This is a genomic window from Streptomyces sp. NEAU-W12 (assembly GCF_026242095.1).
GTDB lineage: Bacteria > Actinomycetota > Actinomycetes > Streptomycetales > Streptomycetaceae > Streptomyces.
The window spans coordinates 351,535-374,841 of record NZ_JAPJDM010000001.1 but is presented as its reverse complement, the minus strand read 5'-3'; the positions used below and the strand labels follow the sequence as shown (position 1 = coordinate 374,841).

The 23,307-nt window shown below is 72.6% G+C and carries 25 protein-coding genes and 1 tRNA gene; 17 read left to right on the top strand and 9 right to left on the bottom strand.

All coding sequences use genetic code 11. From position 1 onward, the window contains the following. Positions 1-88 precede the first annotated feature (88 nt). The gene (locus ORI94_RS01680) at positions 89-469 is read left to right on the top strand and encodes a winged helix-turn-helix transcriptional regulator (RefSeq protein ID WP_266071863.1); all 381 of its coding nucleotides are present in this window, start codon (positions 89-91) and stop codon (positions 467-469) included. A 58-nt stretch (positions 470-527) separates the two neighbouring features. On the opposite strand, the gene ORI94_RS01675 is transcribed toward ORI94_RS01680, so the two are convergent. From ORI94_RS01675 to ORI94_RS01665, 3 genes are all read right to left on the bottom strand, one after another. Further along, on the bottom strand, positions 528-869 hold the full coding sequence (locus ORI94_RS01675; RefSeq protein WP_266071862.1) for an SCO4225 family membrane protein: 342 nt from the start codon (positions 867-869) through the stop codon (positions 528-530). A 95-nt stretch (positions 870-964) separates the two neighbouring features. After that, positions 965-1,648 (bottom strand): response regulator, encoded by a 684-nt coding sequence (locus ORI94_RS01670; protein ID WP_266071861.1) that lies wholly within the window; start codon positions 1,646-1,648, stop codon positions 965-967. Further along, complete coding sequence (locus tag ORI94_RS01665) at positions 1,645-4,068, bottom strand: histidine kinase (protein WP_266071860.1); 2,424 nt, start codon at positions 4,066-4,068, stop codon at positions 1,645-1,647. The genes ORI94_RS01670 and ORI94_RS01665 overlap by 4 nt, the downstream gene beginning before the upstream one ends. A gap of 386 nt (positions 4,069-4,454) precedes the next feature. Here ORI94_RS01665 and ORI94_RS01660 point away from each other — a divergent pair, with 386 nt between their 5' ends. Further along, positions 4,455-4,901, top strand: a complete 447-nt coding sequence (locus ORI94_RS01660) for a DUF5707 domain-containing protein (RefSeq protein ID WP_266071859.1) — start codon at positions 4,455-4,457, stop codon at positions 4,899-4,901. Between the two features lie 77 nt (positions 4,902-4,978). Here the strand turns inward: ORI94_RS01660 and ORI94_RS01655 are convergent, their stop codons facing one another. After that, complete coding sequence (locus tag ORI94_RS01655) at positions 4,979-5,692, bottom strand: ABC transporter (RefSeq protein ID WP_266071858.1); 714 nt, start codon at positions 5,690-5,692, stop codon at positions 4,979-4,981. An 82-nt stretch (positions 5,693-5,774) separates the two neighbouring features. Here ORI94_RS01655 and ORI94_RS01650 point away from each other — a divergent pair, with 82 nt between their 5' ends. Further along, positions 5,775-5,996 carry a hypothetical protein gene (locus tag ORI94_RS01650; protein WP_266071857.1) on the top strand — a complete coding sequence of 74 codons (222 nt, stop codon included), beginning with the start codon at positions 5,775-5,777 and terminating at the stop codon, positions 5,994-5,996. Between the two features lie 868 nt (positions 5,997-6,864). Here the strand turns inward: ORI94_RS01650 and ORI94_RS01645 are convergent. From ORI94_RS01645 to ORI94_RS01635, 3 genes are all read right to left on the bottom strand, one after another. Next, a complete protein-coding gene (locus ORI94_RS01645) occupies positions 6,865-8,823 on the bottom strand; it encodes a copper resistance CopC/CopD family protein (protein ID WP_266071856.1) in 1,959 nt (652 codons plus the stop codon). 217 nt (positions 8,824-9,040) lie between these two features. After that, on the bottom strand, positions 9,041-9,688 hold the full coding sequence (locus ORI94_RS01640) for a GNAT family N-acetyltransferase (protein ID WP_266071855.1): 648 nt from the start codon (positions 9,686-9,688) through the stop codon (positions 9,041-9,043). Beyond that, complete coding sequence (locus ORI94_RS01635; RefSeq protein WP_266071854.1) at positions 9,681-11,903, bottom strand: penicillin acylase family protein; 2,223 nt, start codon at positions 11,901-11,903, stop codon at positions 9,681-9,683. The genes ORI94_RS01640 and ORI94_RS01635 overlap by 8 nt, the downstream gene beginning before the upstream one ends. Before the next feature lie 76 nt (positions 11,904-11,979). On the opposite strand from ORI94_RS01635, the gene ORI94_RS01630 reads away from it, so the two are divergent. The 3 genes from ORI94_RS01630 to ORI94_RS01620 all read left to right on the top strand — a co-directional run bounded on the left by ORI94_RS01630 (position 11,980) and on the right by ORI94_RS01620 (position 13,980). Continuing rightward, on the top strand, positions 11,980-12,741 hold the full coding sequence (locus ORI94_RS01630; protein ID WP_266071973.1) for a siderophore-interacting protein: 762 nt from the start codon (positions 11,980-11,982) through the stop codon (positions 12,739-12,741). Between the two features lie 85 nt (positions 12,742-12,826). Beyond that, a complete protein-coding gene (locus ORI94_RS01625; RefSeq protein WP_042163385.1) occupies positions 12,827-13,123 on the top strand; it encodes a type II toxin-antitoxin system VapB family antitoxin in 297 nt (98 codons plus the stop codon). Positions 13,124-13,359: 236 nt separating this feature from the next. Further along, complete coding sequence (locus ORI94_RS01620; protein WP_266071972.1) at positions 13,360-13,980, top strand: LytR C-terminal domain-containing protein; 621 nt, start codon at positions 13,360-13,362, stop codon at positions 13,978-13,980. Between the two features lie 238 nt (positions 13,981-14,218). Here ORI94_RS01620 and upp read toward each other — a convergent pair whose 3' ends face one another. After that, the gene (gene upp, locus ORI94_RS01615; protein ID WP_042163381.1) at positions 14,219-14,854 is read right to left on the bottom strand and encodes a uracil phosphoribosyltransferase; all 636 of its coding nucleotides are present in this window, start codon (positions 14,852-14,854) and stop codon (positions 14,219-14,221) included. Between the two features lie 263 nt (positions 14,855-15,117). Here upp and ORI94_RS35460 point away from each other — a divergent pair, with 263 nt between their 5' ends. From ORI94_RS35460 to ORI94_RS01575, 8 genes are all read left to right on the top strand, one after another. Further along, positions 15,118-15,288: a hypothetical protein gene (locus ORI94_RS35460; protein ID WP_332429424.1), complete on the top strand. Its 171-nt coding sequence runs from the start codon at positions 15,118-15,120 to the stop codon at positions 15,286-15,288. 374 nt (positions 15,289-15,662) lie between these two features. Beyond that, on the top strand, positions 15,663-16,205 hold the full coding sequence (locus ORI94_RS01605; protein ID WP_266071852.1) for a hypothetical protein: 543 nt from the start codon (positions 15,663-15,665) through the stop codon (positions 16,203-16,205). Positions 16,206-16,252: 47 nt separating this feature from the next. Then, positions 16,253-16,684, top strand: coding sequence for a tRNA adenosine(34) deaminase TadA (gene tadA / locus ORI94_RS01600; protein ID WP_266071971.1), 432 nt, complete (start codon positions 16,253-16,255; stop codon positions 16,682-16,684). Positions 16,685-16,751: 67 nt separating this feature from the next. Further along, a tRNA-Ser gene (locus ORI94_RS01595) sits at positions 16,752-16,836 on the top strand. A 123-nt stretch (positions 16,837-16,959) separates the two neighbouring features. Further along, positions 16,960-17,139, top strand: a complete 180-nt coding sequence (locus ORI94_RS01590; RefSeq protein ID WP_266071851.1) for a hypothetical protein — start codon at positions 16,960-16,962, stop codon at positions 17,137-17,139. Then, positions 17,136-17,429 carry a Dabb family protein gene (locus ORI94_RS01585; protein ID WP_042163363.1) on the top strand — a complete coding sequence of 98 codons (294 nt, stop codon included), beginning with the start codon at positions 17,136-17,138 and terminating at the stop codon, positions 17,427-17,429. Before ORI94_RS01590 ends, ORI94_RS01585 begins: the two co-directional genes overlap by 4 nt. 162 nt (positions 17,430-17,591) lie before the next feature. Beyond that, positions 17,592-18,530 carry an RNA polymerase sigma factor SigF gene (locus ORI94_RS01580; protein WP_416237754.1) on the top strand — a complete coding sequence of 313 codons (939 nt, stop codon included), beginning with the start codon at positions 17,592-17,594 and terminating at the stop codon, positions 18,528-18,530. Between the two features lie 244 nt (positions 18,531-18,774). Next, positions 18,775-19,692 (top strand): RNA polymerase sigma factor SigF, encoded by a 918-nt coding sequence (locus ORI94_RS01575; protein ID WP_266071849.1) that lies wholly within the window; start codon positions 18,775-18,777, stop codon positions 19,690-19,692. Between the two features lie 164 nt (positions 19,693-19,856). Here the strand turns inward: ORI94_RS01575 and ORI94_RS01570 are convergent, their stop codons facing one another. Further along, positions 19,857-20,054 (bottom strand): hypothetical protein, encoded by a 198-nt coding sequence (locus tag ORI94_RS01570; RefSeq protein ID WP_042163358.1) that lies wholly within the window; start codon positions 20,052-20,054, stop codon positions 19,857-19,859. A gap of 313 nt (positions 20,055-20,367) precedes the next feature. Here ORI94_RS01570 and ORI94_RS01565 point away from each other — a divergent pair, with 313 nt between their 5' ends. From ORI94_RS01565 to ORI94_RS01555, 3 genes are all read left to right on the top strand, one after another. Next, positions 20,368-20,892, top strand: coding sequence for a MarR family winged helix-turn-helix transcriptional regulator (locus ORI94_RS01565; protein ID WP_266071848.1), 525 nt, complete (start codon positions 20,368-20,370; stop codon positions 20,890-20,892). 21 nt (positions 20,893-20,913) lie between these two features. Further along, entirely contained in the window at positions 20,914-22,665 is a 1,752-nt protein-coding gene (locus tag ORI94_RS01560) for an MDR family MFS transporter (protein ID WP_266071847.1), read from the top strand. Between the two features lie 130 nt (positions 22,666-22,795). After that, positions 22,796-23,266 (top strand): PPOX class F420-dependent oxidoreductase, encoded by a 471-nt coding sequence (locus ORI94_RS01555; RefSeq protein WP_266071846.1) that lies wholly within the window; start codon positions 22,796-22,798, stop codon positions 23,264-23,266. The last annotated feature ends 41 nt before the right edge of the window (positions 23,267-23,307 follow it).

Here is a 23,307-nt window from a genome sequence, read left to right as displayed (position 1 = left end):
CACACGTGCTCTCTTGTGGTTACTCAGGCACTGTAGGAAAGTGGCTGTTGAACGGGAAGAACGCACTTTTCGGTGACTGGGGAACCAGATGGGAACCAAGCAGTACACGGGATCACCCGAGGACGCGGACCTGAGGCGCGCGGATTCCCTGGCGCGGGAGATCTTCTCGGACGTCGCCAACAAGTGGGCGCTACTGATCATCGAAGGGCTCGGTGAGCGGACCCTGCGCTTCAGCGAGGTGCGGGATGCGGTCGAGGGCATCAGCCACAAGATGCTCACCCAGAACCTGCGCATGCTGGAGCGCTACGGTCTGGTCGAGCGCACGGTGTACCCCACTGTGCCGCCGCGGGTCGAGTACACCCTCACCGAACCGGGCCGGGCCCTGCGCGCCATGGTCGACGGGATGTGCGGCTGGACCCACCAGTACCTCGGCCACATCGATGCCGCCCGGCAGCGCTTCGACACCTGACAGAACCCGCCGGCCCCCGGGGCGGCGCGCGGTGCCCGGCGGCCCCGCACCCGGCTGCTCAGCCGGCCGGGCCCGGGCGGCCGCCGCGGCGGAGTGTGCGGGCGCACCAGCCGATGACCGCGGCGTTGGCCAGCGCGCCGCCGACGATCGCGGCAATGACCGTCATGGGACCGCCCGGCAGCAGGAGCAGCACGATACTCACCGGGGCCGTGGCCAGCAGCGGGATGACGCCCGCGAAGGACGCGTCCGGGCCGTCGCCGGCAACGGTCACCACCAGCGCCCACACGAGCAGGGCGGCACAGACCCCGAGGTAGACGAGGGTGAAGACATCACCGAAGAGGTGGCGCAGCCGACGGGAAAGGGATCGGGCAGGACTGACAGATCCGTCGGAGTCGGTCATGGCGGGCCTTTGTCTCTCGGTGCCAGGAGTGTCAGGAGTGTCAGGGGTGTCGCGGGTTCGGAGGTCGCCGGAGGCGCCAGGTGTGATCAGGGGCGTCAGAAGTGGGCGCCGGGCGGGTGCGGGCGGGCGAGACCGACGTCGTACGCGAGGATCGTCGCCTGCACCCGGTCGCGCAGTCCGAGCTTGCGCAGCAACGCGTTCACGTGGGACTTCACCGTGCCGACGGTGATGCCGAGTTCGGCGCCGATCTCCAGGTTGGTGAGTCCGGACGCCACCAGGGTCAGGACGTACCGCTCCCGCGCGGTCAGGCTGTCCAGCTCGGGGTGGGTTCCCCCGGTGTGGATCCGGGTGGGCGCGCCGGACGCGTAGTGGCTGACGAGCCTGCGGGTCGCGGACGGGGAGAGCACGCTCTCGCCGGCGGCCACCACCCGGATGCCCTGGAGCAGTTCGGCGGGGTGCACGTCCTTGAGCAGGAAGCCGGAGGCGCCGGCGCGCAGCGCGTCGAAGACGTACACGTCGAGGTCGAAGGTGGTCAGCACCAGGACACGGGGCGCGTTCTCCTTTCCGGTGATGATCCGGGTGGCGGCGATGCCGTCCAGTTCGGGCATCCGGACATCCATGACGACGACGTCGGGGGCCAGTTCCTCCGCGAGCCGCACCGCGGCGGCGCCGTCGGCGGCCTCGCCGACGACCGTCAGGTCCTCCTCGGCCCCGATCACGGCGGCGAACCCCGCCCGCACGATGCCCTGGTCGTCGACGACCAGCACCTTGAGGCTCATCGTTTCCTCTCCCCCTCGTCCCCCCGTCCGGCGGCCGGCGCGCCGGTGGCCCCGGGTGTGCCGCCGGCCTCCGCGTCCGGAGCCCCCGTGCCCGGAGCCCTCGTGTCCGGAGCCAGGGGCAGCCGGAGGTGGACGGTGTCCGCCGGGCCGGTGGTCACCGTACCGTCGAGCGCCTCGACCCTCGTCACGAGCCGTTCCCGCACGACGCCGCGGGCGGCGCCCGGCACCCCGGTGACCGTGAGCGTCAACATGCCGTCGTGCACGTCGAGTTCCAGGACCACCGGTCCCTCTCCGCTCGCCGCGAGCACGGTCTCGGCCGCATGGTACGCGGTCAGGTCGACCGCGGTGGGCAGCCGCTCGGGCACCCCGCCGGTCAACCGTATCTCCACGTCACGGCCGGTGGCCCGGCACTGGTGGGCGAGCAGGTCGAGGGCCTGGAGGGTGGGCTGCGGCCGCCGTACGACCTCCGTCCCGCCCTCCCGGACCGTGTCGAGGAGGGCGCGCATCGCGGTCAGGGCCTCGCGGGCTCGTTCCGCGGCCTTGTCGAGCCGGCCCGCCTGCGCCTCCGCGACCATGTCGGCGGTGCGGGCCAGCACGGTGGTCTCCAGCCCGGCGGCGATCCGGCGGCGCTCGGCCCACGCGTCCCGGACGGCCTCCTCGGTCCAGGCGGCGAGACGTTCGTCCCGTGTGCCCCGGGCGGACCGGTCGCGCCGGCCGCGCAGGGTCCCGCCCCACAGGGCCGCGCCGGCCGCCACGGACGCCCCGGCCGTCGCCGACGCGGCGACGGTCCAGACGGAGGCCGTGGTGCCCCGGTCCAGGACGGCGGCGGTCGCGGCCGCCGCGTGCACCACTACGGCTCCCGCCACCGCCGCGACCGCGCGAAGCCACCGGGACAGGTGCGGACGGTTCCCGGCGGGGGACGTGCCGACGTCGGTACGAGCCGTCTGCGCCGCGTGTGCGGCGAGCGCACCGCAGGTGGCGAGCATGCTCAGCGCGGGGGGCAGGACGACCGGCCCGGTGTAGTCGCCGACCGCCATCGCCACCGGCCACAGCGGGGCCAGTGCGAGCAGGAGGCCCGTGGCCGCACGGGGCGCCCGGCGCCGCCACAGCAGCGCGACCGCCTGTGCCGCGGCCAGCAGCGCGAAGAGCGCGCCGGCGGACACCTGTGACCCGTTCGGCGCCTCCTCCGCCTTGATGACCAGTACGGGAAGGAGCGGTTGCAGGACGAGGCCGGCCGCGGCCGTCACCTGAGCGAGCCGGTAGCCGCGCGGGACGGACCGCTTCACCGGGTCCGCGGTCCGGCCGGGCAGGACGGCACACACCTCCCAGCCGCCGTCCGCTGTCGGGCCGCTGGTCAGTGTTCCTCCCGCCTCCCGCGCCCGGGACCGCAGGAAGGCCGTGCCCCGTCCTCCGCCGAGGCCCGCGCCGTGCGCCGTCGCCCCGGCCGGTGGTGCCGAGCTCGTGACCACGACGTCCGTACGCGTGTCGCCGTACCGGCACCGCACCCGCGTGTGCGCGCCGGGGGCGTGCCGGGCCACGTTGGTCAGCGCCTCGCGCACGATGCCGAAAGCCGCGTCGGCGACGGAGCCGTCCGGCAAGGGGTCCGTCTCGTGGTCCACTTGCTGGCCGAGCCGCCGGAACCCCTCGACCAGGTCCCGCAACCGGTCCTCCGGAGACGGCAGTTCCTCCCGGGAGGGCGACGGGGCCCGTACCGCGCCGAGCGCGCGGGTCACCTCGTGGCCGGTGTCGACGGCGAACCGAAGTGCCTCGTCGGCCAGCTCGGGGCGGGTCTCGCGCAGTCCGAGCGCCGCGCCCGCCGTGACCACGACAGCCGTCAGGTGGTGGGCGCTGACGTCGTGCAGCTCCCTTTCCATGCGGCGTCGTTCGGCTGCCGGAAGACGATGGCGTTCGGACTCGGCGCGCTTCAGCAGTTGTTCGGCCGTCCGCCGTGCGTAACGGGCCCGCCGTACGAACAGGCCGGTGCCGCACGCGGTGGCGTACAGCAGGGCGGTGAGGACGAGGTCGAGCCCGTCCTGGGCGCTGAGCCCGTGCAGGCTGATCATGTGCAGGAACTGCCAGGCGGCGAGCGCCACCGTGCACGTCACCGAGGTGAAGGCGTCGCGTTCGGTCGCCACGGTGAACAGCACCAGTGCGACACCCGCGGTCCCGAGTACCGCCATCGCCCCGACGGGCAGCGGTCCGGCACCCAGCGCACAGGCGGCGGCGACCAGGACGAGGGTGGTCACCGGTCGGGTACGGCGCAGGGTGAGGGCGGCCGTCACCGGTCCGGCGGCCAGGACCGCCACGAGGAGATCGGACGCGGGCGGGACGGCCCCGCGCACCAGCTCCGCTCCCGGCCACACCACGGCCTGGGCACAGATCAGCAGGACCGGGAGCAGCCGGTCGTCGGTTCGCTTCATGAGGCGCCAAGGCTATGTCCGCAGGTGGGCGGCCCGACTCCGGCTGGAGGCGGATCCTCTTCTCTTACCTGGGTTGCAGGCGCGGCGCCGCCCGCCCGGTGGAGACGCCGAAGCCCTCCTCCGTCTCAGGTTCCACACGGCAGTCGTCCCTCGGCCCGAGGACCGGGGGCACCCCCGGCCATAGTCTCGATCACATCGGGAAAGCAGCCCGCCACCGGCTCGACCAGCGGTTTCGGTCAGCGGTTTCGGTCAGCGGTTTCGGTCAGTGGATCCCATCCGGCGCACCACTTTCCCGCTGCCCGGTCCGACAGGTGCGACCTCACCTGCTCCTGCACCGCCATCCGAGCGAGTTCCAACGAACTCGCCTACATCCAGGGGGATTTACCATGACCAAGCGTGTTCTCATCGGGTCCGTCGCCGGTGCCGTCCTCGTCGGCGGAGCCGCCGCCGGCCTCGCCGCGGCCTCGGCGCCCGAGAAGCCGTCCCTGAAGAACAGCTCGGCCGACCACACCGCTGCGTCCGGTGATAGCGCGGGCACGTTCACCTTCGTCACGGACGTGAGGGACGACTCGGGCGTCGAGAACCTCAACGTCCTGGCGTGGCCCACGGCTTCGAAGCTGGACCCGACCGAGGCGGAGCTCCGCGAGGTGGACACCGCCACGTGCCGGAGCACTTCGGCCGAGACCTCCCGCTGCACCTACACCCTGAAGGTCACCGAGAAGGAGGAGGCGGAGCTCGACGCGGGCACCTGGCAGGTCTCGGTACTGGCGACGGCCAAGGACGGGGACACCCTGTTCGTGCCCTCCGCCGCCACCTTCGACATCAAGCGCTGACCCGCCGCACCGCGGCCCCGTGGGCCCCGCCGGACGGAACCGCCGTCCCGGACGGCGGACGGCGGGGCCCTTCGCGCTCAGTCCAGGACGTGTCGCAGGTAGGAGCGCGGGTCGGCCAGGTAGCGGCGCCAGTGCTCGACCAGGGCGAGTTCGCCCCAGGCCGTCCGGCGCATGCCGTGGTCGCCGACCTCGACGATGTCCGCGCCGGGCAGGGCGGTCAGCAGCGGAGAGTGCGTGGCGCAGACGACCTGGCCGCCGCGCTTCACCAACTGGTCGATGTGGCCGAGCAGTTCCAGGCACGACGTGAACGACAGCGCCGCCTCCGGCTCGTCCATCACGTACAGGCCGGGATGGAGGAACTTTCCCCGGAACGCCGCGAGGAAGCCCTCGCCGTGGCTGACCGAATCCGGTGCGAACCCTTCCCGGTCCAGCGCGTCCAGCGCCGTCTCGGCACGCAGGAAGAAACCCTTGCGGGCACGCCAGCTGCCCAGCATGTGGCGCCCGCGCGGCGCCGCGTCGAAGCGGATCCGCTCGCCCAGCACCGACTTCGGGCGGTGAGTGGCATAGCGCCAGTCGTGCGAACCGCCCCAGGAGTCCAGACCGAAGCCTTCGGCGAGGGCCTCGACCAGTGTCGACTTGCCCGAGCCGTTCTCGCCGACCAGATAGGTCACCGGCGCGGTGAGGCGCAGACCGTCCGCCACGAGCCCTCGCACGCAGGGCACGGACCAGGGCCATTTCCCCTCGTCCCCGTCGGACGAGACACCAGATACGTACGCACGTTCGACAATCACACTCCGAGTTTCCCATGGAGCCGGGAGTAGTGGACCGTGGACGACGGTAGCAAGCGGCGTCCGCAGGCCCATACTGGTGACAATGACAAAGCCACTTGCACCGAAGCGCATTCTGCCCACCAGCCCCTTCAAAGCCCCGGTCGCACCTCCGCCCAAGCACTTCACCGTGGGCGACCAGGTCACGCACGACATGTACGGTCTCGGCCGGGTGATCGGCATCGAGGACGGAATCGCGGCACTCGTGGATTTCGGTTCGGCGCAGCAGCGGATCCTGAGCCCGTACGCCAAGATGAGCAAGCTGTAGCAGGACCAGCCGCACCCGTAGCCGCAGCCGGAGCCGAAGGTGCCGCTGCGATCTGCGTCACAGTCTTCACCGCGGCTCCAGGACCGCCGGGCCCGGTCACCACATGCCAGACCCATTCACGGCCCCGCACCGAATCGGAGACCTCCCATCGAACCGACCTCGCTGTTCTCCGCCCCGGAAGGGGCACCGCGCCGGACCACCGCGGCATCGCCACCTCCGGCGGCGGACCCCTTCCAGGCCCCGGACTTCGGGGAGGACGAGACCTTCCCGTTCGAGGATGCGGGGACGTCGCCCTTCCCCGACCAGAACACGGGTGCGCCCCGCCGCAGGGCACGCTAGGACCTGGGGCGAGCGTGACGCCTGCCGTGCGACGCCCGGCAGGCACTCCCGCCGCACCGGACGAGAGCCCGGGTACGCCCGCCCGGTACGAGGGCTTCCGGACGGCACGCCCCGAGCACGCTCCCCCGAGCTCTCGGCTTCGCTCGAGCAGGCGGACCCACGTGACGCCGCGCGGACGCCCTGCGGACGACGACGCCACTCTCGCCGCAGGCCCTGGCCCGCGGCCGCGTGAACAGGCACGACAGGACCCCGGACCGCCGAGCGGCCGCCGGGGTCCTCGGCATCTCCCTGCCGCACGCGGGGCGTCAGCGCGGCCCGGTGGCCCCGATGCGCCGGCGGAGGCCGGCGAGCACGGTGCGCACCGCGCCTCCCGCGCACGTTCCACGACCGCCGTACGGCCTCGGCGAGGGCGGCCCCACACCCGCTCCCGAGCCCGCGGGCGCCCCCGGCCCGGACTCGACTCGGCAGTCACCACCGCAGCCACCGCCGCCGCACACGAAGAAACCGACGGGCGTCCGGTCCCTGCTGCTCAGGGTTCGATGCGCACGGAATGGGACTCGGTCACCTGGTCCACCTCCGAGACCCTGATCGTCGCCTTCATCGTCCAGGTGCCCGGCAGGGGGAGGGTGAGGTCGCTGGTGGCCCAGTAGCCGCCGCGGTCGGTCAGGCCCGCGTCGATCGGGCCGATGTCCTTCTCGGCGAGGGTGAAGGAGAGGCGGAGTTCCGGGACCGAGTCCAGGGCGCCGGCGGAGTCGAACGCCACCGCCTGGATGCCGTTCTCGCCCACCCGGCCCGGGTCCAGGGTGATCTGCACGTCGCCCTTCCCGCCGGGGACGTCGATGGCGTACGGGATCGTGACCACCGTCGCCGCGGGCAGTCCGGCGACCGGGGCCGCCCCCGCCTCCGTCGCTGCCGCCTCGGCCTCGGCCCGGGACGGGAGGGTACCGGTCAGCACCGTCGTGACCAGCAGCACCACGACCGCCACCGCCGCTTCCACCAGCACGGAGACGCGCAGGGCGCGGCGGTGGCGGTCGAGGGGCGGGTCGTCGGGGCCGGGCACCTCGGACGGGCCCGGAGCGGGCGGGCGGGGACCCGGAGGGCCGTCGTCCGGGGTGGGCCCTGCGGGGGCGGTGGGCTGCGTGGGGGCGTCCGGCGACGGCTTGTCCGGGGCGGCGGAGGCCACCAGTTCCGGGGTCCGTTCCCGCACGGCCGCCGAGGCCCTTCCCGCGGACTTCTCCGTATCCGCATCCGCTGCTGTATCCGCGGCTGCGGCTGTATCCGCGGCTGCCGAAGCCGCCGTCGCCAGGCGGAGCGTCAGGCGGCGGGACAGGCCCGCCGCCAGCAGCAGTGCGGCCGTCGTCACGAGCTTGACGGTCAGGGTCCTCCCGTACGACGAGTCCGCGAGCGCCGACCAGGAGCCGAGGCCCCGCCAGGACTGGTAGACGCCGGTGACGACGAGGACCGTCACCGAGAGGAAGGCGAGGCGGGAGAAGCGGGTGACCGCGGCGACGGGCGGCGGGGTGCCGGCGCGGAACAGGACGATGAGCAGGGCCGTGAGGCCGCCGAGCCAGCAGGCCGTCGCCAGCAGGTGCAGTACGGACGACGTCATCGCCAGCGGGACCTGGATACCGGCCGAGGCGTGCTCGGCCGACGCCCACGTCAACGCGAGGGCGACGGCCAGGGCGGTGCCCGCGGCGAGCCGGGCCGGCGGTGTCCGGTCGTCCGGCCCCCCGTGGCCCCGCCGCGGCAGGGGCGGGCGGCGCAGGCGCAGGAGGAGCGCCGCCGTCAGCACCAGCAGGGCGGCCCGGGCCAGCAGCGCGATGCCCGGCCGCTCGGTGAGGACGCCGGTGAAGGCCGCGAGGTCGAACGCGGTCGCCGGGGACGTGCCGTTCTCGTACGGGGCCCGCAGGACGAGGAGGACCACGGTGGACGTCGACAGCGTCCACCAGCCCGTGACGAGCGGCATCCGCAGCGGGGCGGTGTCCGGCGGCCGGCACAGGGCCGCGAACGCCACCGTACCGATGAGCAGCGCGGCGGCGATGTACGCGAGATAACGGCCGGTGTCGTAGAGGCTCGCGGTGACCGGGTGCTCCGCCGGGGGCGCGGGTACCGCGGCTGCGGTGGGCGAGGGTTCGCCGATGGAGAAAGTGAAGGCGCCGGAGACGGGATGGCTGTCCGCGGAGACCACCCGCCAGGCGACCGTGTAGGTGCCGTCGTCGAGCCCGTCGGGCAGGCCGACGCGCGCGGTGTCGGACCTGCCGTCGGCGTGCTCCGGCTCGCCCAGCGGCACCCGGTGGTTGTCGGGGCTGTAGATCCGGAAGGAGTCGTCGAGCAGGGCGACGGACTCCGTGAAGGCCAGGGTGACGTGCCGGGGGGCGGACCGGACGACGCTTCCGTCCTCGGGGTCGGCCCCGCGGAGCGCCGCGTGGGCGCTCGCCGGGCCCGCACTGCCGAGCAGGAGCAGCACCAGCACGGTGCCCAGCAGCACCAGCCCCTGAAGTCGCCGGGTCCCGGAGCTCGTCGCTCCGCGGCCCGTCGCCCCGGGTCCCGCACCCCGTCCGACACCGCCCGCCGCCCCACCGCGCCGTCGCTGCACGTCGTTCCCACCTCCCGGCCATCCGGCAATCCGGCCTCAGGTGGGTACGGGCGTCAGGCGCGAAATGCTCACCACCCGGCGGAACGGCGGTCCGCCGGGCCGGCCCGCGTCACCTGTCGCCGAAGGCCGCCTCCCGGGTGAGGAAGGCGAGTCGGGCCTTCTTCTCCGGCAGGTACACGTCCGGCAGGTCGATCTCGGGCAGGACGACCTCGGGGCCGGCCGTGAAACCCTGCCGCAGGAAGCGGGCGACCGCCTTCCCGTTGGCCACGTCCGGGTCGACCACCACGCGCCTGCGGTCCAGGCCCAGCAGGACGAACCCCATGAGCACGGCCACCAGCCCGGCGGTCCACCCGGAACGCGCCCCCTCCGGGCCGGCCGGAGCGAGCAGCAGGTGGACGCCGATGTCGCCGGGCTCGACGGGGTAGCAGTCGCCGACCCGGTCGGCCTCCGGCTCGTACGTCTGGAGCAGCGCGGCCGGTTCACCGTCCTTGACGACGAGGTACGCGTGATGGGTGTCGAGCGTGCCCATATGGGCGTAGATCTCGGCCACCTGCTGCTCGGTGAGGCCGTTCATGCCCCAGAAGAAGGCCCGTTCGCCGCTCACCCAGTGGTGCAGTACGGGCGCGTCCGCCGACGGGTCGAGCGGCAGCACGCGTACGGAGCCGAAGCCGTCGGCCACGTGCTCGTGAACGGCCACCCGGGAGGCGTACGGGTCGGACGGGGCGGGCGGGGCGGACGGGTCGGACGGGTCAGACATCGGTCTCCTCCTGAAGCTCACCGGTCTCCTCGCGCTCTTCCTCTTCGCGCTCTTCGTGCTCCCCGGCCTGTCCGGTCTCTCCCTGCGGGGTCCGGACCACGTCCTCCCTGCGGAGCCCGTCCCAGTCGGTGACGACCGGAACCAGGTCCCCCGCGAGCCACAGCGGCAGCTGGTCGCGGTGGTGGGGCGAGCCGGGGACACCCGAGGCACCGAGCGGCACCACCCAGCGGCTGTCCTCGCGGCGGGCCAGGTCCCAGACGTAACGGGCGGCCGGACCACGCGCCGAGAGGTCGGTGAGACCGGGTACGGAGGAGGTGCACAGCACGCAGTCGTGGTCGCCGGAGAGCGCGGGTTCGTCGTACGGCGCCGTGGGCGGCAGGGCCCGCCAGGGCGCCAGCCGGTGGGTGTCGCCCCAGGTGCCGCTCGGGGCACCGGCCGGGTGCCGGGCGGCCACCTCCTCCAGCGCCGCGCGTACCGCCGCCGGCCGGTCGATGCCGTACAGCTCCTTCGCGTTCAGGAGGTGTTCGAGCGCGTAGCCGATCCGCGGTACCAGCGCGAGCCAGGGCTGGAACACCTCCGGGTAGGCCGGGGGCGAGGTCAGCCCGGCGAACACGGGGTGCGCCGCCAACCGCCGTACGAGCGCGCCGCGCACCGCCGCGTACAGCGCCGCACCGGCGCTGTCCGCGTCCATGTGCCGGTCCCAGGCCAGCAGCCGGTCGCGCAGGCCGGCCGCCGCACCGGTCAGGCCGTCGAGGGCGGCGGCGTGATCGAGGAGGGCGGCGGCGGAGGCGAGGTGGGTGTCCGTGTGGAGGGCGGGCATCCCGGCGGCCGACCAGCGGTCCCGCCGTGCGAGCAGCGCGGCGATACGGTCGGCGCGGTGCGGCGCGGCGAACTCGACGCCGAGTGGGGCCGCCGGGCCGCGCTGGTTCGCCATCACGGCGACGCCGTCGGCCAGTCCGGCGCGCGGCGACTCGTGCCAGCCGTCCCAGTCGTGGCCGGGCTCCCACGCCGGTACCGGACGGATCCGGTTGGCCTCGGCCCGGACCGGCACCCGGCCGGCCACCCGGTGCAGGGTGCCGCCCCCGGTGTCGGCGGCCTGGACCACGTTGACCGGCTCGGCCCACAGGTCGACGGCCCGGTCCACGTCGGCGACCCGGCGGGCCCGCAGCAGCGGCAGCAGGGCACTGAAGCCCAGGTCGCCGGTGACGCGGGGCGGGTAGCGCAGGGCGACGGCGACCGGGGGCGCGCCGGGCTCGGGCACCCCGTCGTCGAGGCCCTCGGGGCCGCCGATGACCACCGGCCCCCGGGCGGTCTCGATCACCTCGACCCCGACCGGGTCCTCGCCGGCGACCTCGATGGTCTCGGTGTGCCGGGCGGCCCGGTGCCAGACGCCGTCCGGACCGAGCGCCTCCACACTCGTGCCGGTGCGGCGCAACCGCTCCCGGTAGAGGTCCTGGTAGTCGGCCATGGCGTTGGTGATCGCCCAGGCGACCGTGCCGGTGTGGCCGAAGTGGGCGATGCCGGGGACGCCGGGCACGGCGAGGCCGACGACGTCGAACTCCGGGCAGGACAGGTGGATCTGCTGGTAGACGCCGGGGTCCTCGATGAAGCGGTGCGGGTCCCCCGCGATCACCGCCTGCCCGGTCACCGTCCGCTCCCCGGCGACCAGCCAGCCGTTGCTTCCGCAGGTGCCGGGGCCGTCGGCGGCGAACAGTCCCACGGCGTCCGGCCCGAGCCGCTCCACGACCTGCTCGCGCCAGAGCTTCGCGGGGAACCCGGCGAACAGGACGTGCGCGGCGAGCCAGACCGCGAGCGGCGTCCAGGGCTCCCAACGGCCGGGCGCGAGGGCCACACGGGCGAACTCGGGGGCCGCGGAGTGGGGAGCACCCGGGGCCGCCGCCGCGGCCAGCCCTTCGTTGACCCCCTCCACGTACGCCCGGAGCCACCGCCCCGTCTCCGGGTCCCGCCGGTCCAGTGCGGCGAGGCAGCGGCGGGCCGTGTCGGCCAGGCGGACACGGCGGGCGAAACGGTCCCAGGGCAGTGCCTCGGGGCCGAGGAAGGACGCCGAGGTGCCCTGTGCCCTGTGTCGTTCGGTCTCCAGCTGCCAGGCCCGGTCGAGGGCGGTGACCCGGCCCTGGACACGGGCGAGTTCGACGGCGTCACCCGCGCGCAGATGCGGAATGCCCCAGGCGTCCCGGAAGATCTCGCCGGCCACGGTGGCCCCCCTTCGCTTTAGGTTAGGCTCTCCTAAGTAAACCGTGACGGAATCGTACGCGAGAGGCGAACGGACGATGGGGCAGGGGCGGGGCTGGGAGGGCGCGGTCCTCAAACTGATGCGCGCCAAGGACTTCGAGTTCACGGTGACGCGTGCCGAGGACGTCACCCCCGACTACCGGCGGCTGCGCTTCACCGACGGGGGCATGCTCGCCGCGACCGGCGTCCACCCGACGATGTGGGTGCGGCTGTGGTTCGACAACGCGGGCACACCGCACCAGCGTGCGTACACCCTCGTCGACCCCGACCCGGCGGCCGGCACCTTCGGCCTGGAGTTCGCCCTGCACGAGGGGTGCGCCAGCGACTGGGCGCGGGCGGCGAAGCCCGGTGACACCATCGAGGCGACCGTGCAGGGCACGGGCTTCGACGCGCCCCGCCCCGCCCCCTCGCACGTCTTCGCGGTGGGCGACCCGGCCTCCCTCCCGGCGATCAACTCCCTGCTGGGCGCCCTGGGATCCGCACCGGCGACCATCTGGTTCGAGGGCACCCTGGACGGGCTGCCCTGCCTCGCCGACCCGGAGCGGCACGAGGTGCGCGAGGTCCCGCGCCTCGGCTCCGGCACCCACCTCGTCGAACGGGTCCGGGCGGACCTGCCCGGGTTGCTGCGGGCCCACCCCGACCCGTACGTCTGGGTCGCCTGCGACACCGCCACCACCCGGACGCTGTCGGCGTTCCTGCGCAAGGAACTGGGCGTACCCAAGCAGCGGATGCACGCCCTGGGGTACTGGCGCGCGGACCGACCGCACCCGAATTCGGACAGACGAGCCCCCTTTGCCTGAAATGGTTCAAGATCTGTACGCACTTGCCCGTGCCGCCGCAGCCAGGAGGCTGCGCCCGGAACGTCCGGGCCGGTAGGCTTCCCGTGTGATCTTCAAGCGCATCGGAAACGGCCGGCCGTACCCCGACCACGGCCGGGAAAGCACCCGGTCGTGGGCGGACGTCGCGCCGCGCCCGGTCCGCCTCGATCAGCTCGTCACGACGAAGCAGCAGCTCGACCTCGAGACCCTCCTCGCCGAGGACTCGACCTTCTACGGCGACCTCTTCGCGCACGTCGTGAAATGGCAGGGCGATCTGTACCTGGAGGACGGGCTGCACCGCGCGGTACGGGCGGCGCTCCAGCAGCGCCAGGTGCTGCACGCCCGCGTCCTCGAACTGGACTGACACCCCCGCCCGCGGCCTGCGGCCCGGACGCATGTCGCCGGACGCCGTGTCAGCAGGACGCATGTCAGCAGTACGCCAGCACGTCGGCGGGGCCCTTCGCCCCTGCCGGACGCACCCCTGCGGACACGCGCTTTGACCCTTTCGGGGTGGGCTGCGCCCTATCGGATGATCACCTGGTAGGCATAGTCGTCGGAGCGCATTACGCTGCGCCCATGAGCATGCTGACTCCTCCCGGCATGGGCGGCCAGTACCGGATCCGGGGTGACAAGTACCCGCGGATGCGCCGACCCCGACGCCACGGCAGGCTCGTCGTCCTGGCCATCACCTCCGTCACGGCGCTCGGCGTGGCCGGCTGGGGCACGCTGCAGCTCTTCGACGTCTTCACCGGGGGCGGCAACCCCGCCTCCGCGGTCGGCGTCAAGGCGGGCTGCACCACCGGGGCGAGCCCCTCGCCCCGCCCGAGCCCCAGTGCCGCGCTGCCCGAACCCGACCGGATCACGGTCAACGTCCTCAACGCCACGACCAGGTCCGGCCTGGCCAAGAAGACCGCCGACGAGCTGGAGAAACGCGGTTTCAAGATCGGCGACGTCGGCAACGCGGCCAAGGAGTACGACAAGAAGGTCAAGGGCAGCGGAGTGCTCCTCGGCCCCGCGTCCGCTCTCAGGACCACGCTGCCGGTGCTCGGCACCCAGCTCGCCGACGCCGAACGCCGCACCGAGGCATCCCGCAAGGGCGGCGAGATCGACCTGATCATCGGCGACGCCTTCACCCGGCTGACGGCCGAGGCGGACGCCGGCCGCGCCCTCGCCGCGCTGAACGCCCCCGAGCCCGCACCCACCACGAAGAAGAGCTGCTGACCCTGAGGCAGGGGCAGGGGCAGGGGCAGGGGCAGGGGCAGGGGCAGAGGGCAGGAAGAAGCACAAGCACACAGAAGCGGGGGGGGGGGGGCGGGGGGGGCCCCCCCCCCCCCCCCCCCGCCCCCCCCCCCCCCGGGCCGCCCCCCCCCCCCCCCCCCCCCCGCTTCGTACCGGCCCCGGTATCGCCCGGGTACGGCTCCGTACCGGCTGCGTACCGGCGACGGACGGGCCTGCTCGGCTACTCGGCCGCCCCGTACATCCGGTCCCCCGCGTCGCCGAGGCCCGGCACGATGTAACCGTGCTCGTTGAGGCGCTCGTCGACCGACGCCGTCACGACGGTCACCGGGGTGCCGGCCAGCTCGCGCTCCATGACCTCGACGCCCTCCGGCGCGGCCAGCAGCACCACGGCGGTCACATCGTCCGCGCCCCGCTTGATCAGCTCCTGGATCGCGGCGACCAGCGTGCCGCCGGTGGCGAGCATCGGGTCCAGCACGTACACCTGACGCCCGGAGAGGTCCTCCGGCATCCGGGTGGCGTACGTCGAGGCCTGCAGCGTCTCCTCGTTGCGGATCATGCCGAGGAAGCCCACCTCGGCGGTCGGCAGCAGCCGGACCATGCCGTCCAGCATGCCGAGGCCGGCCCGCAGGATCGGCACCACCAGCGGGCGCGGGTGGGAGAGCTTGACACCCGTGGTCCGCTCCACCGGCGTGTGGATGTCGACCTGCTCGGTGCGCACGTCGCGCGTGGCCTCGTAGGCGAGGAGGGTGACCAGTTCGTCGGCGAGACGGCGGAAGGTCGCGGAGTCGGTGCGCTGGTCGCGCAGCGTGGTGAGCTTGTGTGCGACCAGGGGGTGGTCGACGACGTGGAGACGCATGTCCCCACACTAACCGGGCGGGGACGGGCCCGGTTCCCCCGCACACGGCAGGCCCCGCGGTCCGCCACCGCTCCTTCGATGGCGTCAAACCGCTCGTCCGGGGGAAGGTGGCAGGGACGGACTGGGGTGATGAAGCAATGCCTGAGCGGAATTCCCGAGATGAGCCGTCGGTACGGAAGACACCCGGCGGCCCGCGCGATGAGGTCGGCGAGCGCCGGGGCGGCCGCCCGCCGGAGGTGTCCGGCGTCTCCGGGGTGCCCGGCATGACCGGACCACCCGGGGCTGACGAGACGGACGCCGAGCGGCGGCGGCGCCGCGCCCGGTTCCTGCGCGAACTCGCCGAGGCCAGAGAACTGCGTGACCGGGTCCAGCCGCGCCGCGCCAAGGCGGCCCGGCTGCGGCACGCGATGCGCATGCGGACCTTCCGCTGGTAGGAATCCCCTGGCGGTCCCGGAACGGGGCGCCCCCGGTGGGCGAGGCACCGCGGACACGACGGAAACAGGCCCGGCTGCGGGAAGACCGCGGCCCATGCGGGTGTTTGCCGGGTGGCCGTACCAGGACGGCAGTCCGAGCCGCGTACGATCCGCTGTGACGACGGCGGGCGCGCCGACGGGTCCCGGGCAGGTTCCGGGGGAATACTCGGCGGCGCGGGTCAAAACTGCCGGACACAGGGAGCCGAAGACGTCCCCTGTCGGCCTTGTTTCTGCCACGATTCCGAGTGGGCGGGGCTCATGGAGCACTCCTCGTCCACACACCTCCGCCGGGGGGAACCCCAACCGGCACGCCTAAGACCAGTGGGAGAGTCACGGTGTACTTCGCCGCACTGCTCGCGCGCACCGAAGACGGGTGGGAAGCGAGCGACACGGAGCTCGACGATGTGGAGACTCTGTCGGATCTGGCCGATCTGGCCCGGGAAGCCGCCCCCGACGAGGACACGGTGCTCGTGCTGATCGAGCAGGAGGACGGCTGGTTCGGCGTCGTCCGCGTGGACGGCGAGGACGACCCTCGCATCTACGTGTCCGACGCCGCGGCCGCCGCCCGCAGCAGCTACGGCGAGATCCTGCTCACCGACGAGCTGCTCGGCCGGGAACCGGGGGACGACGGCCCCGACCTGGACACTCTCGACCTCGACGGCACGGAGGACGGTGAACCGGACGACGCCGCCGACGACGAGGACGTCGCGGCGGACACCGGTCCCGCCGACTCCGTGCCGCACGGGCCGGTCGGCGACGCCCTGGTCCTGGACGACCTGGGGGTGAGCGAGAAGGACCTGCGCTCGCTGTCCGGGGACGCCCTGGGCACGATCGCCGAGGTCCTGGGCGTCGCCGAGGTCCTGGAGACCGTCCGCTGACCGGGCCCGCCCCACCCGATCCGGTGCGCGCCCCATGGCGGGCCGCGATGCGGCTCGCCCTGGCCGAGGCCGAGCGGGCCGACCGGAGCGGGGACGTCCCCGTCGGCGCCGTCGTCCTGGCGCCGGACGGCAGCACCGTGCTGGCCTCCGGGCACAACGAGCGCGAGGCCGGCCGCGATCCCACCGCGCACGCGGAGCTGCTCGTCCTGCGGCGGGCCGCCGCGGCGCTCGGACAGTGGCGGCTGACCGGCTGCACCCTCGTGGTGACGCTGGAACCCTGCACGATGTGCGCGGGCGCCGTCCAGCAGTCCCGGGTCGACCGGATCGTCTACGGCGCCCGGGACGAGAAGGCGGGCGCGGTCGGCTCCCTCTGGGACGTCGTCCGCGACCGGCGGCTCAACCACCGGCCCGAGGTCGTCGAAGGGGTGCTCGCCGAGGAGTGCGCGCACCTGCTCACGGCGTTCTTCCGGGACCGCTGACGGCGGGGCCGCCGCATCCCGCACACCGATTTCAAACCACTGCGCCGCGTGCTGTAGGGTCTCTCTCGGTAGCGTGTCCGAGCGGCCGAAGGAGCTCGCCTCGAAAGCGAGTGTGGCGCAAGTCACCGAGGGTTCAAATCCCTCCGCTACCGCCGGTGAAGGGCCTCGTCGTCGGACGGGGCCCTTCGTGCGATCATGGGCCCGCTCGGCACGCAGGGGTGGCGCCGGTGCACCACGGTGGCACCGGGGCGCAACAGTGACAGGGGAGGGCCGCGATGGCGGTGAACGCGAAGAAGGTCGCCGTCTACGTCCTCGTGGTCTTCGCGCTGTACGTGATCATCACGGATCCGGCGAAGGCGGCGGACTACGTCCAGATAGCGTTCGAGGGCATATCCGACGCCGCGACCGCCGTCGGTGACTTCATGACATGGATCGCCGGCGGAGGAGACCGATGATCCGCCACCTGGTCCTGTTCAGGCTGAACGAGGGCGTGGAGCGCGACGACCCGCGCGTCGTCGCGGGCGTGGAGGCGTTCCGCTCCCTCGAGGGCAGGATCCCGGAGATCCGCTTCTGGGAGTGCGCCTGGAACATCAGCGACCGGCCCATCGCCTACGACTTCGCCATCAACTCGGCGTTCGACGACGCCGACGCGCTGCGCCGGTACGTGGAGCACCCGGAGCACCGGGCGGGCGTCGGCCTGTGGCGCGAGTTCGCCACCTGGGTGATCGCCGACTACGAGTTCTGAGCCTTCGCCCCCGCAGCCCCCTGTCGCGACGACGGGGGGCTTTCCCGCGTTCCCGGCGCTCCTCTCCCCCAACACGGAATATGCGGTGCTTGCACACGGTGAGCATGTCTTGTGATGCTATGACCGCTTTTGACGGATGAGTTGACCGATGAAGAGGTGGCGTTGACCGTGTCGGCCAGTACCGCGCCGCCCCAGGACCAGGTGTCCGCCCTGACTCCGGCTCCGGCCCAGTCCCCGGACACCCCGGGCACCCCGGACACGTCCGCCGCCCCTCCTGTCCCCCTCGCCACTCCTCCCGGCACTCCACCGCCCGCCACCGCCCCGTCACCCGCCAAACGACGCGGGGCGGACACCCGGGCACTGACCCAGGTGCTCTTCGGCCAGCTCAAGAACCTCCAGCCGGGCACGCCGGAGCACTCCCGCGTACGCGCCGCGCTCATCGAGGCCAACCTGCCACTCGTGCGCTACGCGGCCGCCCGCTTCCGCTCCCGCAACGAGCCGATGGAGGACGTGGTCCAGGTCGGCACCATCGGGCTCATCAACGCCATCGACCGCTTCGACCCGGAGCGGGGCGTGCAGTTCCCGACGTTCGCGATGCCGACGGTGGTCGGCGAGATCAAGCGGTACTTCCGCGACAACGTCCGGACCGTCCACGTACCGCGCCGGCTGCACGAGCTGTGGGTACAGGTCAACAGCGCGACCGAGGACCTCACGACCGCCTTCGGGCGCTCCCCGACGACCGCCGAGATCGCCGAACGGCTGCGCATCACCGAGGAGGAGGTGCTCTCCTGCATCGAGGCCGGGCGGTCGTACCACGCCACCTCCCTGGAGGCCGCGCAGGAGGGCGACGGGCTCCCCGGGATCCTCGACCGGCTCGGCTACGAGGACCCGGCCCTGGACGGCGTCGAACACCGCGACCTCGTCCGGCACCTGCTCGTCCAGCTTCCCGAGCGGGAACAGCGGATCCTGCTGCTGCGGTACTACAGCAACCTCACCCAGTCGCAGATCAGCGCCGAACTGGGCGTCTCCCAGATGCACGTGTCCCGGCTGCTCGCGCGCAGCTTCCAGCGACTGCGGTCCGCAAACAGGATCGACGCGTAACCCCCGAGAGCGAATCGCTCACCAGTACCCTTACGCGTGCTTCTGGCCTGAAACACCGCCAGACCCCTTGTTTCCAGGGCTGATTCGCAGGATCGATGTCGACATGTCACTACAGCGCGTTGCCGACATGTGACATTCTGCCGGAAGCGCGTTTGCCGAAGCCCCGGCTCCGGTATTCAGGTGAAGGCTGCGTTCCTCGGACGGGAACGCCGCCGCGACCGTCCCGCGACCCAAAGGGGGTGGCATGTCCGCAGACCAGGGCAGCTCGAAGGTGCTCACGCTCGCGGAGAGCGAGACAGCTCCCAATGCTCTCGACGTACTCGGCCCCATCGACGATGCTCCGGCCCTCGCGGCCGCGCCGGCTCCGGACCTTCCGGAGACAACCCTTCCGGACACGGCGGCGATCGACACCCGCACCCTGTCCCGCTCCCTGTTCCTGCGGCTCGCCGCACTCGACGAGAACAGTCCGGAGCGCGGCTACGTCCGGGACACCCTGATCGAGCTCAACCTCCCACTGGTGCGGTACGCGGCGGCCCGTTTCCGCTCGCGCAACGAGCCGATGGAGGACATCGTCCAGGTCGGCACCATCGGGCTGATCAAGGCGATCGACCGTTTCGACTGCGAACGGGGCGTGGAGTTCCCGACGTTCGCGATGCCGACGGTGGTCGGCGAGATCAAGCGCTTCTTCCGCGACACGTCGTGGTCGGTGCGGGTGCCGCGCCGGCTGCAGGAACTGCGCCTGGCGCTGACGAAGGCCGGCGACGAGCTCTCCCAGAAGCTCGACCGCTCCCCGACGGTCGCCGAACTCGCCGCGGTGCTGGGCGTGTCCGAGGAGGACGTCGTCGACGGACTCGCGGTCGGCAACGCGTACACGGCGTCCTCGCTGGACTCGCCGGCGCCCGAGGACGACGGCGGCGAGGGTTCGCTCGCGGACCGCCTCGGCTACGAGGACACGGCGCTGGAGGGCGTGGAGTACCGGGAGTCGCTCAAGCCCCTGCTGGCCAAGCTGCCGCCCCGGGAGCGGCGGATCATCATGCTGCGCTTCTTCGCCAACATGACGCAGTCACAGATCGGCGAGGAGGTCGGCATCTCCCAGATGCACGTCTCCCGGCTGCTCACCCGGACCCTGGCCCAGCTGCGCGAGGGTCTCATCGCGGACTGAGAGACACCGGTCGGGCCGGGACACACCGACCGCCGGCAGCCACTGACGCTCACCCTCGGGCGCCGGTCCACGGCCCCGCCGGTCACCGGACCGGACGCGGACCCGTGGCCGCCGGGGCGCCCCTCACGGGCGCAACGGCGGCCTCCGCGCGTCCTGCCGCCGGGTCAGCGCAGCGCCAGCCAGGCCACGGCCGCGACGATCGCCACGGCGACGACGACGCCGACGATCAGACCGATACGCGGACCGCCACCGCTCGTCGCGGCGGCCTGCTGCCCCTGAGGGGCGTCGTCGACGAACGCGCGGAACATCTGGGTGCTGCCGGCGGGGTCGTGGTTGCCCTGTGGGGCCTGGGAGTTAGCCATGGCCCGAGACACTAGCGAACCACGCGCGCAGGTCCCAAGCTGGGGCACCTCCCCAGCACCCGCGCGGGGCGAGGGCACGGGTGGACGGCGCGGGTCGATGGCACGGGGTGATCGCGATGGCGGTCGGAGCGTCCGGCCGGAGCGCCGAGCCAGTGGCGCGGAAGGGCCGACGATCCGACGATCCGCCCCACCTGCACGTTTACGAATCACGATGCTTGTCTTTGCCAAGTTTTGGGAGCTTGAACCTCGTTTTTATTTGCCTTCAGCAACCATCCACTTCTACCGTTGCCCTAAGCAACGATGGAGAGGTGTCATGGCCGAGCAGGCGCAGTACGACGAACTGGTACGGCAGTTCAGTGCCTTCGGCGCGGTGAAGCGGGAGTTGCGCCGGAGCATGTCGGCCGACTTCCACAGCGGCTCCGCCGCCGTGCTGACGGCCATCGGCCGCCACGGCGACATGCGTATGAGCAGGCTCGCCGAACTGCTCGCCGTCGATCTGTCGGTCACCAGCCGCCATGTCACCCATGTGGCCGAGCGCGGCTGGATCGAGCGCTCCCCCGACCCGGCCGACAAGCGCTCCCGCATCCTGCGCCTGACCCCCGCGGGCCAAGTCCAGCTCGACGCGTTGTTCCGACAGACCACCCACCTGCTCGCCGAGCGCCTGGACGACTGGTCCGACGACGAGATCGGCCTGCTCGCCCAGCTCATGTCCCGGCTCCGGGACAGCTTCAGCGACTGCCGGCCCACGCCCCGCGCGGCACCACCACCGAGCCCCGCACCACCGGCGCCTCACGCCCCGCAGGACAGCGGGACCACTGCACCACCCGTACACCCGTAAACGAGCAAGAGAAGGAAGTCCATGGCAACGACCACACCGACCGGTGTGCGGGCTCAGGCCGGGCACGGAGGAGTCTCCTCCGAAAGCGGCGCTCCGATGTCCCACCGGCAGATCCTGGAGGCGCTGTCGGGCCTGCTGCTCGGCATGTTCGCAGCGATCCTGTCCTCCACCATCGTCTCCAACGCCCTGCCCGAGATCATCACCGACCTCGGCGGCGGCCAGAGTGCCTACACCTGGGTCGTGACGGCGGCGCTGCTGTCGATGACGGCGTCCACCCCCCTGTGGGGCAAGCTGGCCGACCTGATCAGCAAGAAGACGCTGGTCCAGACGGCCCTGGTCGTCTTCATCGTGGGCTCCGTGATCGCCGGCACGGCACAGAACCCCGGCATGCTGATCACGGCCCGGGTCATCCAGGGTCTCGGCGCCGGTGGTCTGACCGCGCTGGCCCAGATCATCATGGCCGCGATGATCTCCCCCCGGGAGCGCGGCCGCTACTCCGGCTACCTGGGCTCGACCTTCGCCGTCGCGACCGTGGGCGGCCCGCTGATCGGCGGCGTGATCACCGACACCTCGTGGCTCGGCTGGCGCTGGTGCCTGTACGTCGGTGTGCCGTTCGCGCTGATCGCCCTGGTCCTGCTGCAGAAGACCCTGAAGCTGCCGGAGACCAGGCGCAAGGCGAAGGTCGACTGGCCCGGCGCCTTCTTCGTCACCGCGGCCGTCAGCCTGCTGCTCATCTGGGTCACCTTCGCCGACGACAAGTTCGCCTGGGTGTCCTGGCAGACGTACACGATGGTCGGCGGCGCGCTGCTGCTCACCCTGGTCTTCCTGTTCGTCGAGACGAAGGCCGCCGAGCCGATCATCCCGCTGCGGCTGTTCCGCAACCGCACCATCACGCTGGCCTCGGCCGCCTCGCTGTTCGTCGGTATCGCGATGTTCGCCGGAACCATCTACTTCAGCCAGTTCTTCCAGCTGGCCCGGAACGAGTCCCCGACGATGTCGGGTGTTCTGACCATCCCGATGATCGGCGGTCTGTTCGTCTCATCGACCGTCTCCGGCCTGATCATCACCCGGACCGGCAGGTGGAAGGCCTGGCTCGTCGTCGGCGGTGCGCTGCTGACCGCCGCTCTGGGGCTGCTGAGCTCCATACGCCACGACACCCCGTACTGGCACATCGGCGTCTTCATGGCGATCATGGGCCTCGGCGTCGGCATGATGATGCAGAACCTGGTGCTGTGCACGCAGAACCAGGTGGAACCGAGCGACCTCGGAGCCGCCAGCTCCGTCGTCACCTTCTTCCGGTCGCTCGGCGGCGCGGTGGGCGTCTCGGTGCTCGGCTCGGTCATGTCGACCCGGATCAGCCACTACGCCCAGGACACCATCGGCTCGCTGAGCCCGCAGGAGCAGGCCGCCGCCGCCCGGTCGGCGAACTCCGGCGAACTGCCGGACATGGACCTGCTGCCCGACGGCATCCGCACCTGGCTGGAGAGCGCCTACGGGCACGGCATCGCCGACATCTTCCTGTACGTCGCCCCGATCGCCTTCCTCGCCTTCCTGGTGACGCTGTTCATCAAGGAGGTCCCGCTGCGGACCTCGGGCGCGCTGGCCCAGGCCGCCGAGGCGCGCTCCGCCACGCCGGTCCCGGTGGCTGCCGGGACGACGGGCGGGGCCACCGGCAGGTCGGCAGCCACCGACACCGACACCGACACCGGCGACGCCGTCGAAGCCGCGAACGTCCCGAGCCGGTCCGGCTCCGGCTCCGGCTCCGGCAAGTAACCCGGGACCGGACGGCCCCTACGCCCCCGGCCCGCGGCGGCCGGCGCGCTCTCGGCGGGAGGCGCGCCCCGCCGCGGGCCGTTCCTCCTCGCCGCGGGTGAGGAGAACCCGTCAGCCCTAGGCTGGCGCCATGGCACCGAACATCGCGACGAACACCCGCGTCTCCCTCGACGAGCTGCTGGACTTCGTACGTCCCCGGCACCGCGCGATCCTGCTGACCCGGCGGGCCGACGGAAGCCCTCAGGGATCGCCGCTGACCTGCGGGGTCGACGACTCCGGCCGGATCGTGCTCTCCACCTATCCGGAGCGCGCCAAGACCCGCAATGCCAAGAGGGACACCCGGGTGAGCCTGATCGTCCTCAGTGACGACTGGAACGGACCCTGGGTACAGATCGACGGCGCCGCCGAGGTCGTCGACACGCCCGAGTCGGTGGAGCCGCTCGTGGAGTACTACCGGAACATCGCCGGTGAGCACCCCGACTGGGACGAGTACCGGGCGGCCATGGTCAAGCAGGGCAAGTCGATCATCCGGATCACCCCGGAGCGGTGGGGCCCGGTGGCGACGGGCGGCTTCCCGGCACGGCTGGTCGAAGCGGAGTAGCGAAAGGGCGGTGGCTCCCGGTGCCACCGCCCTCCGCCCGC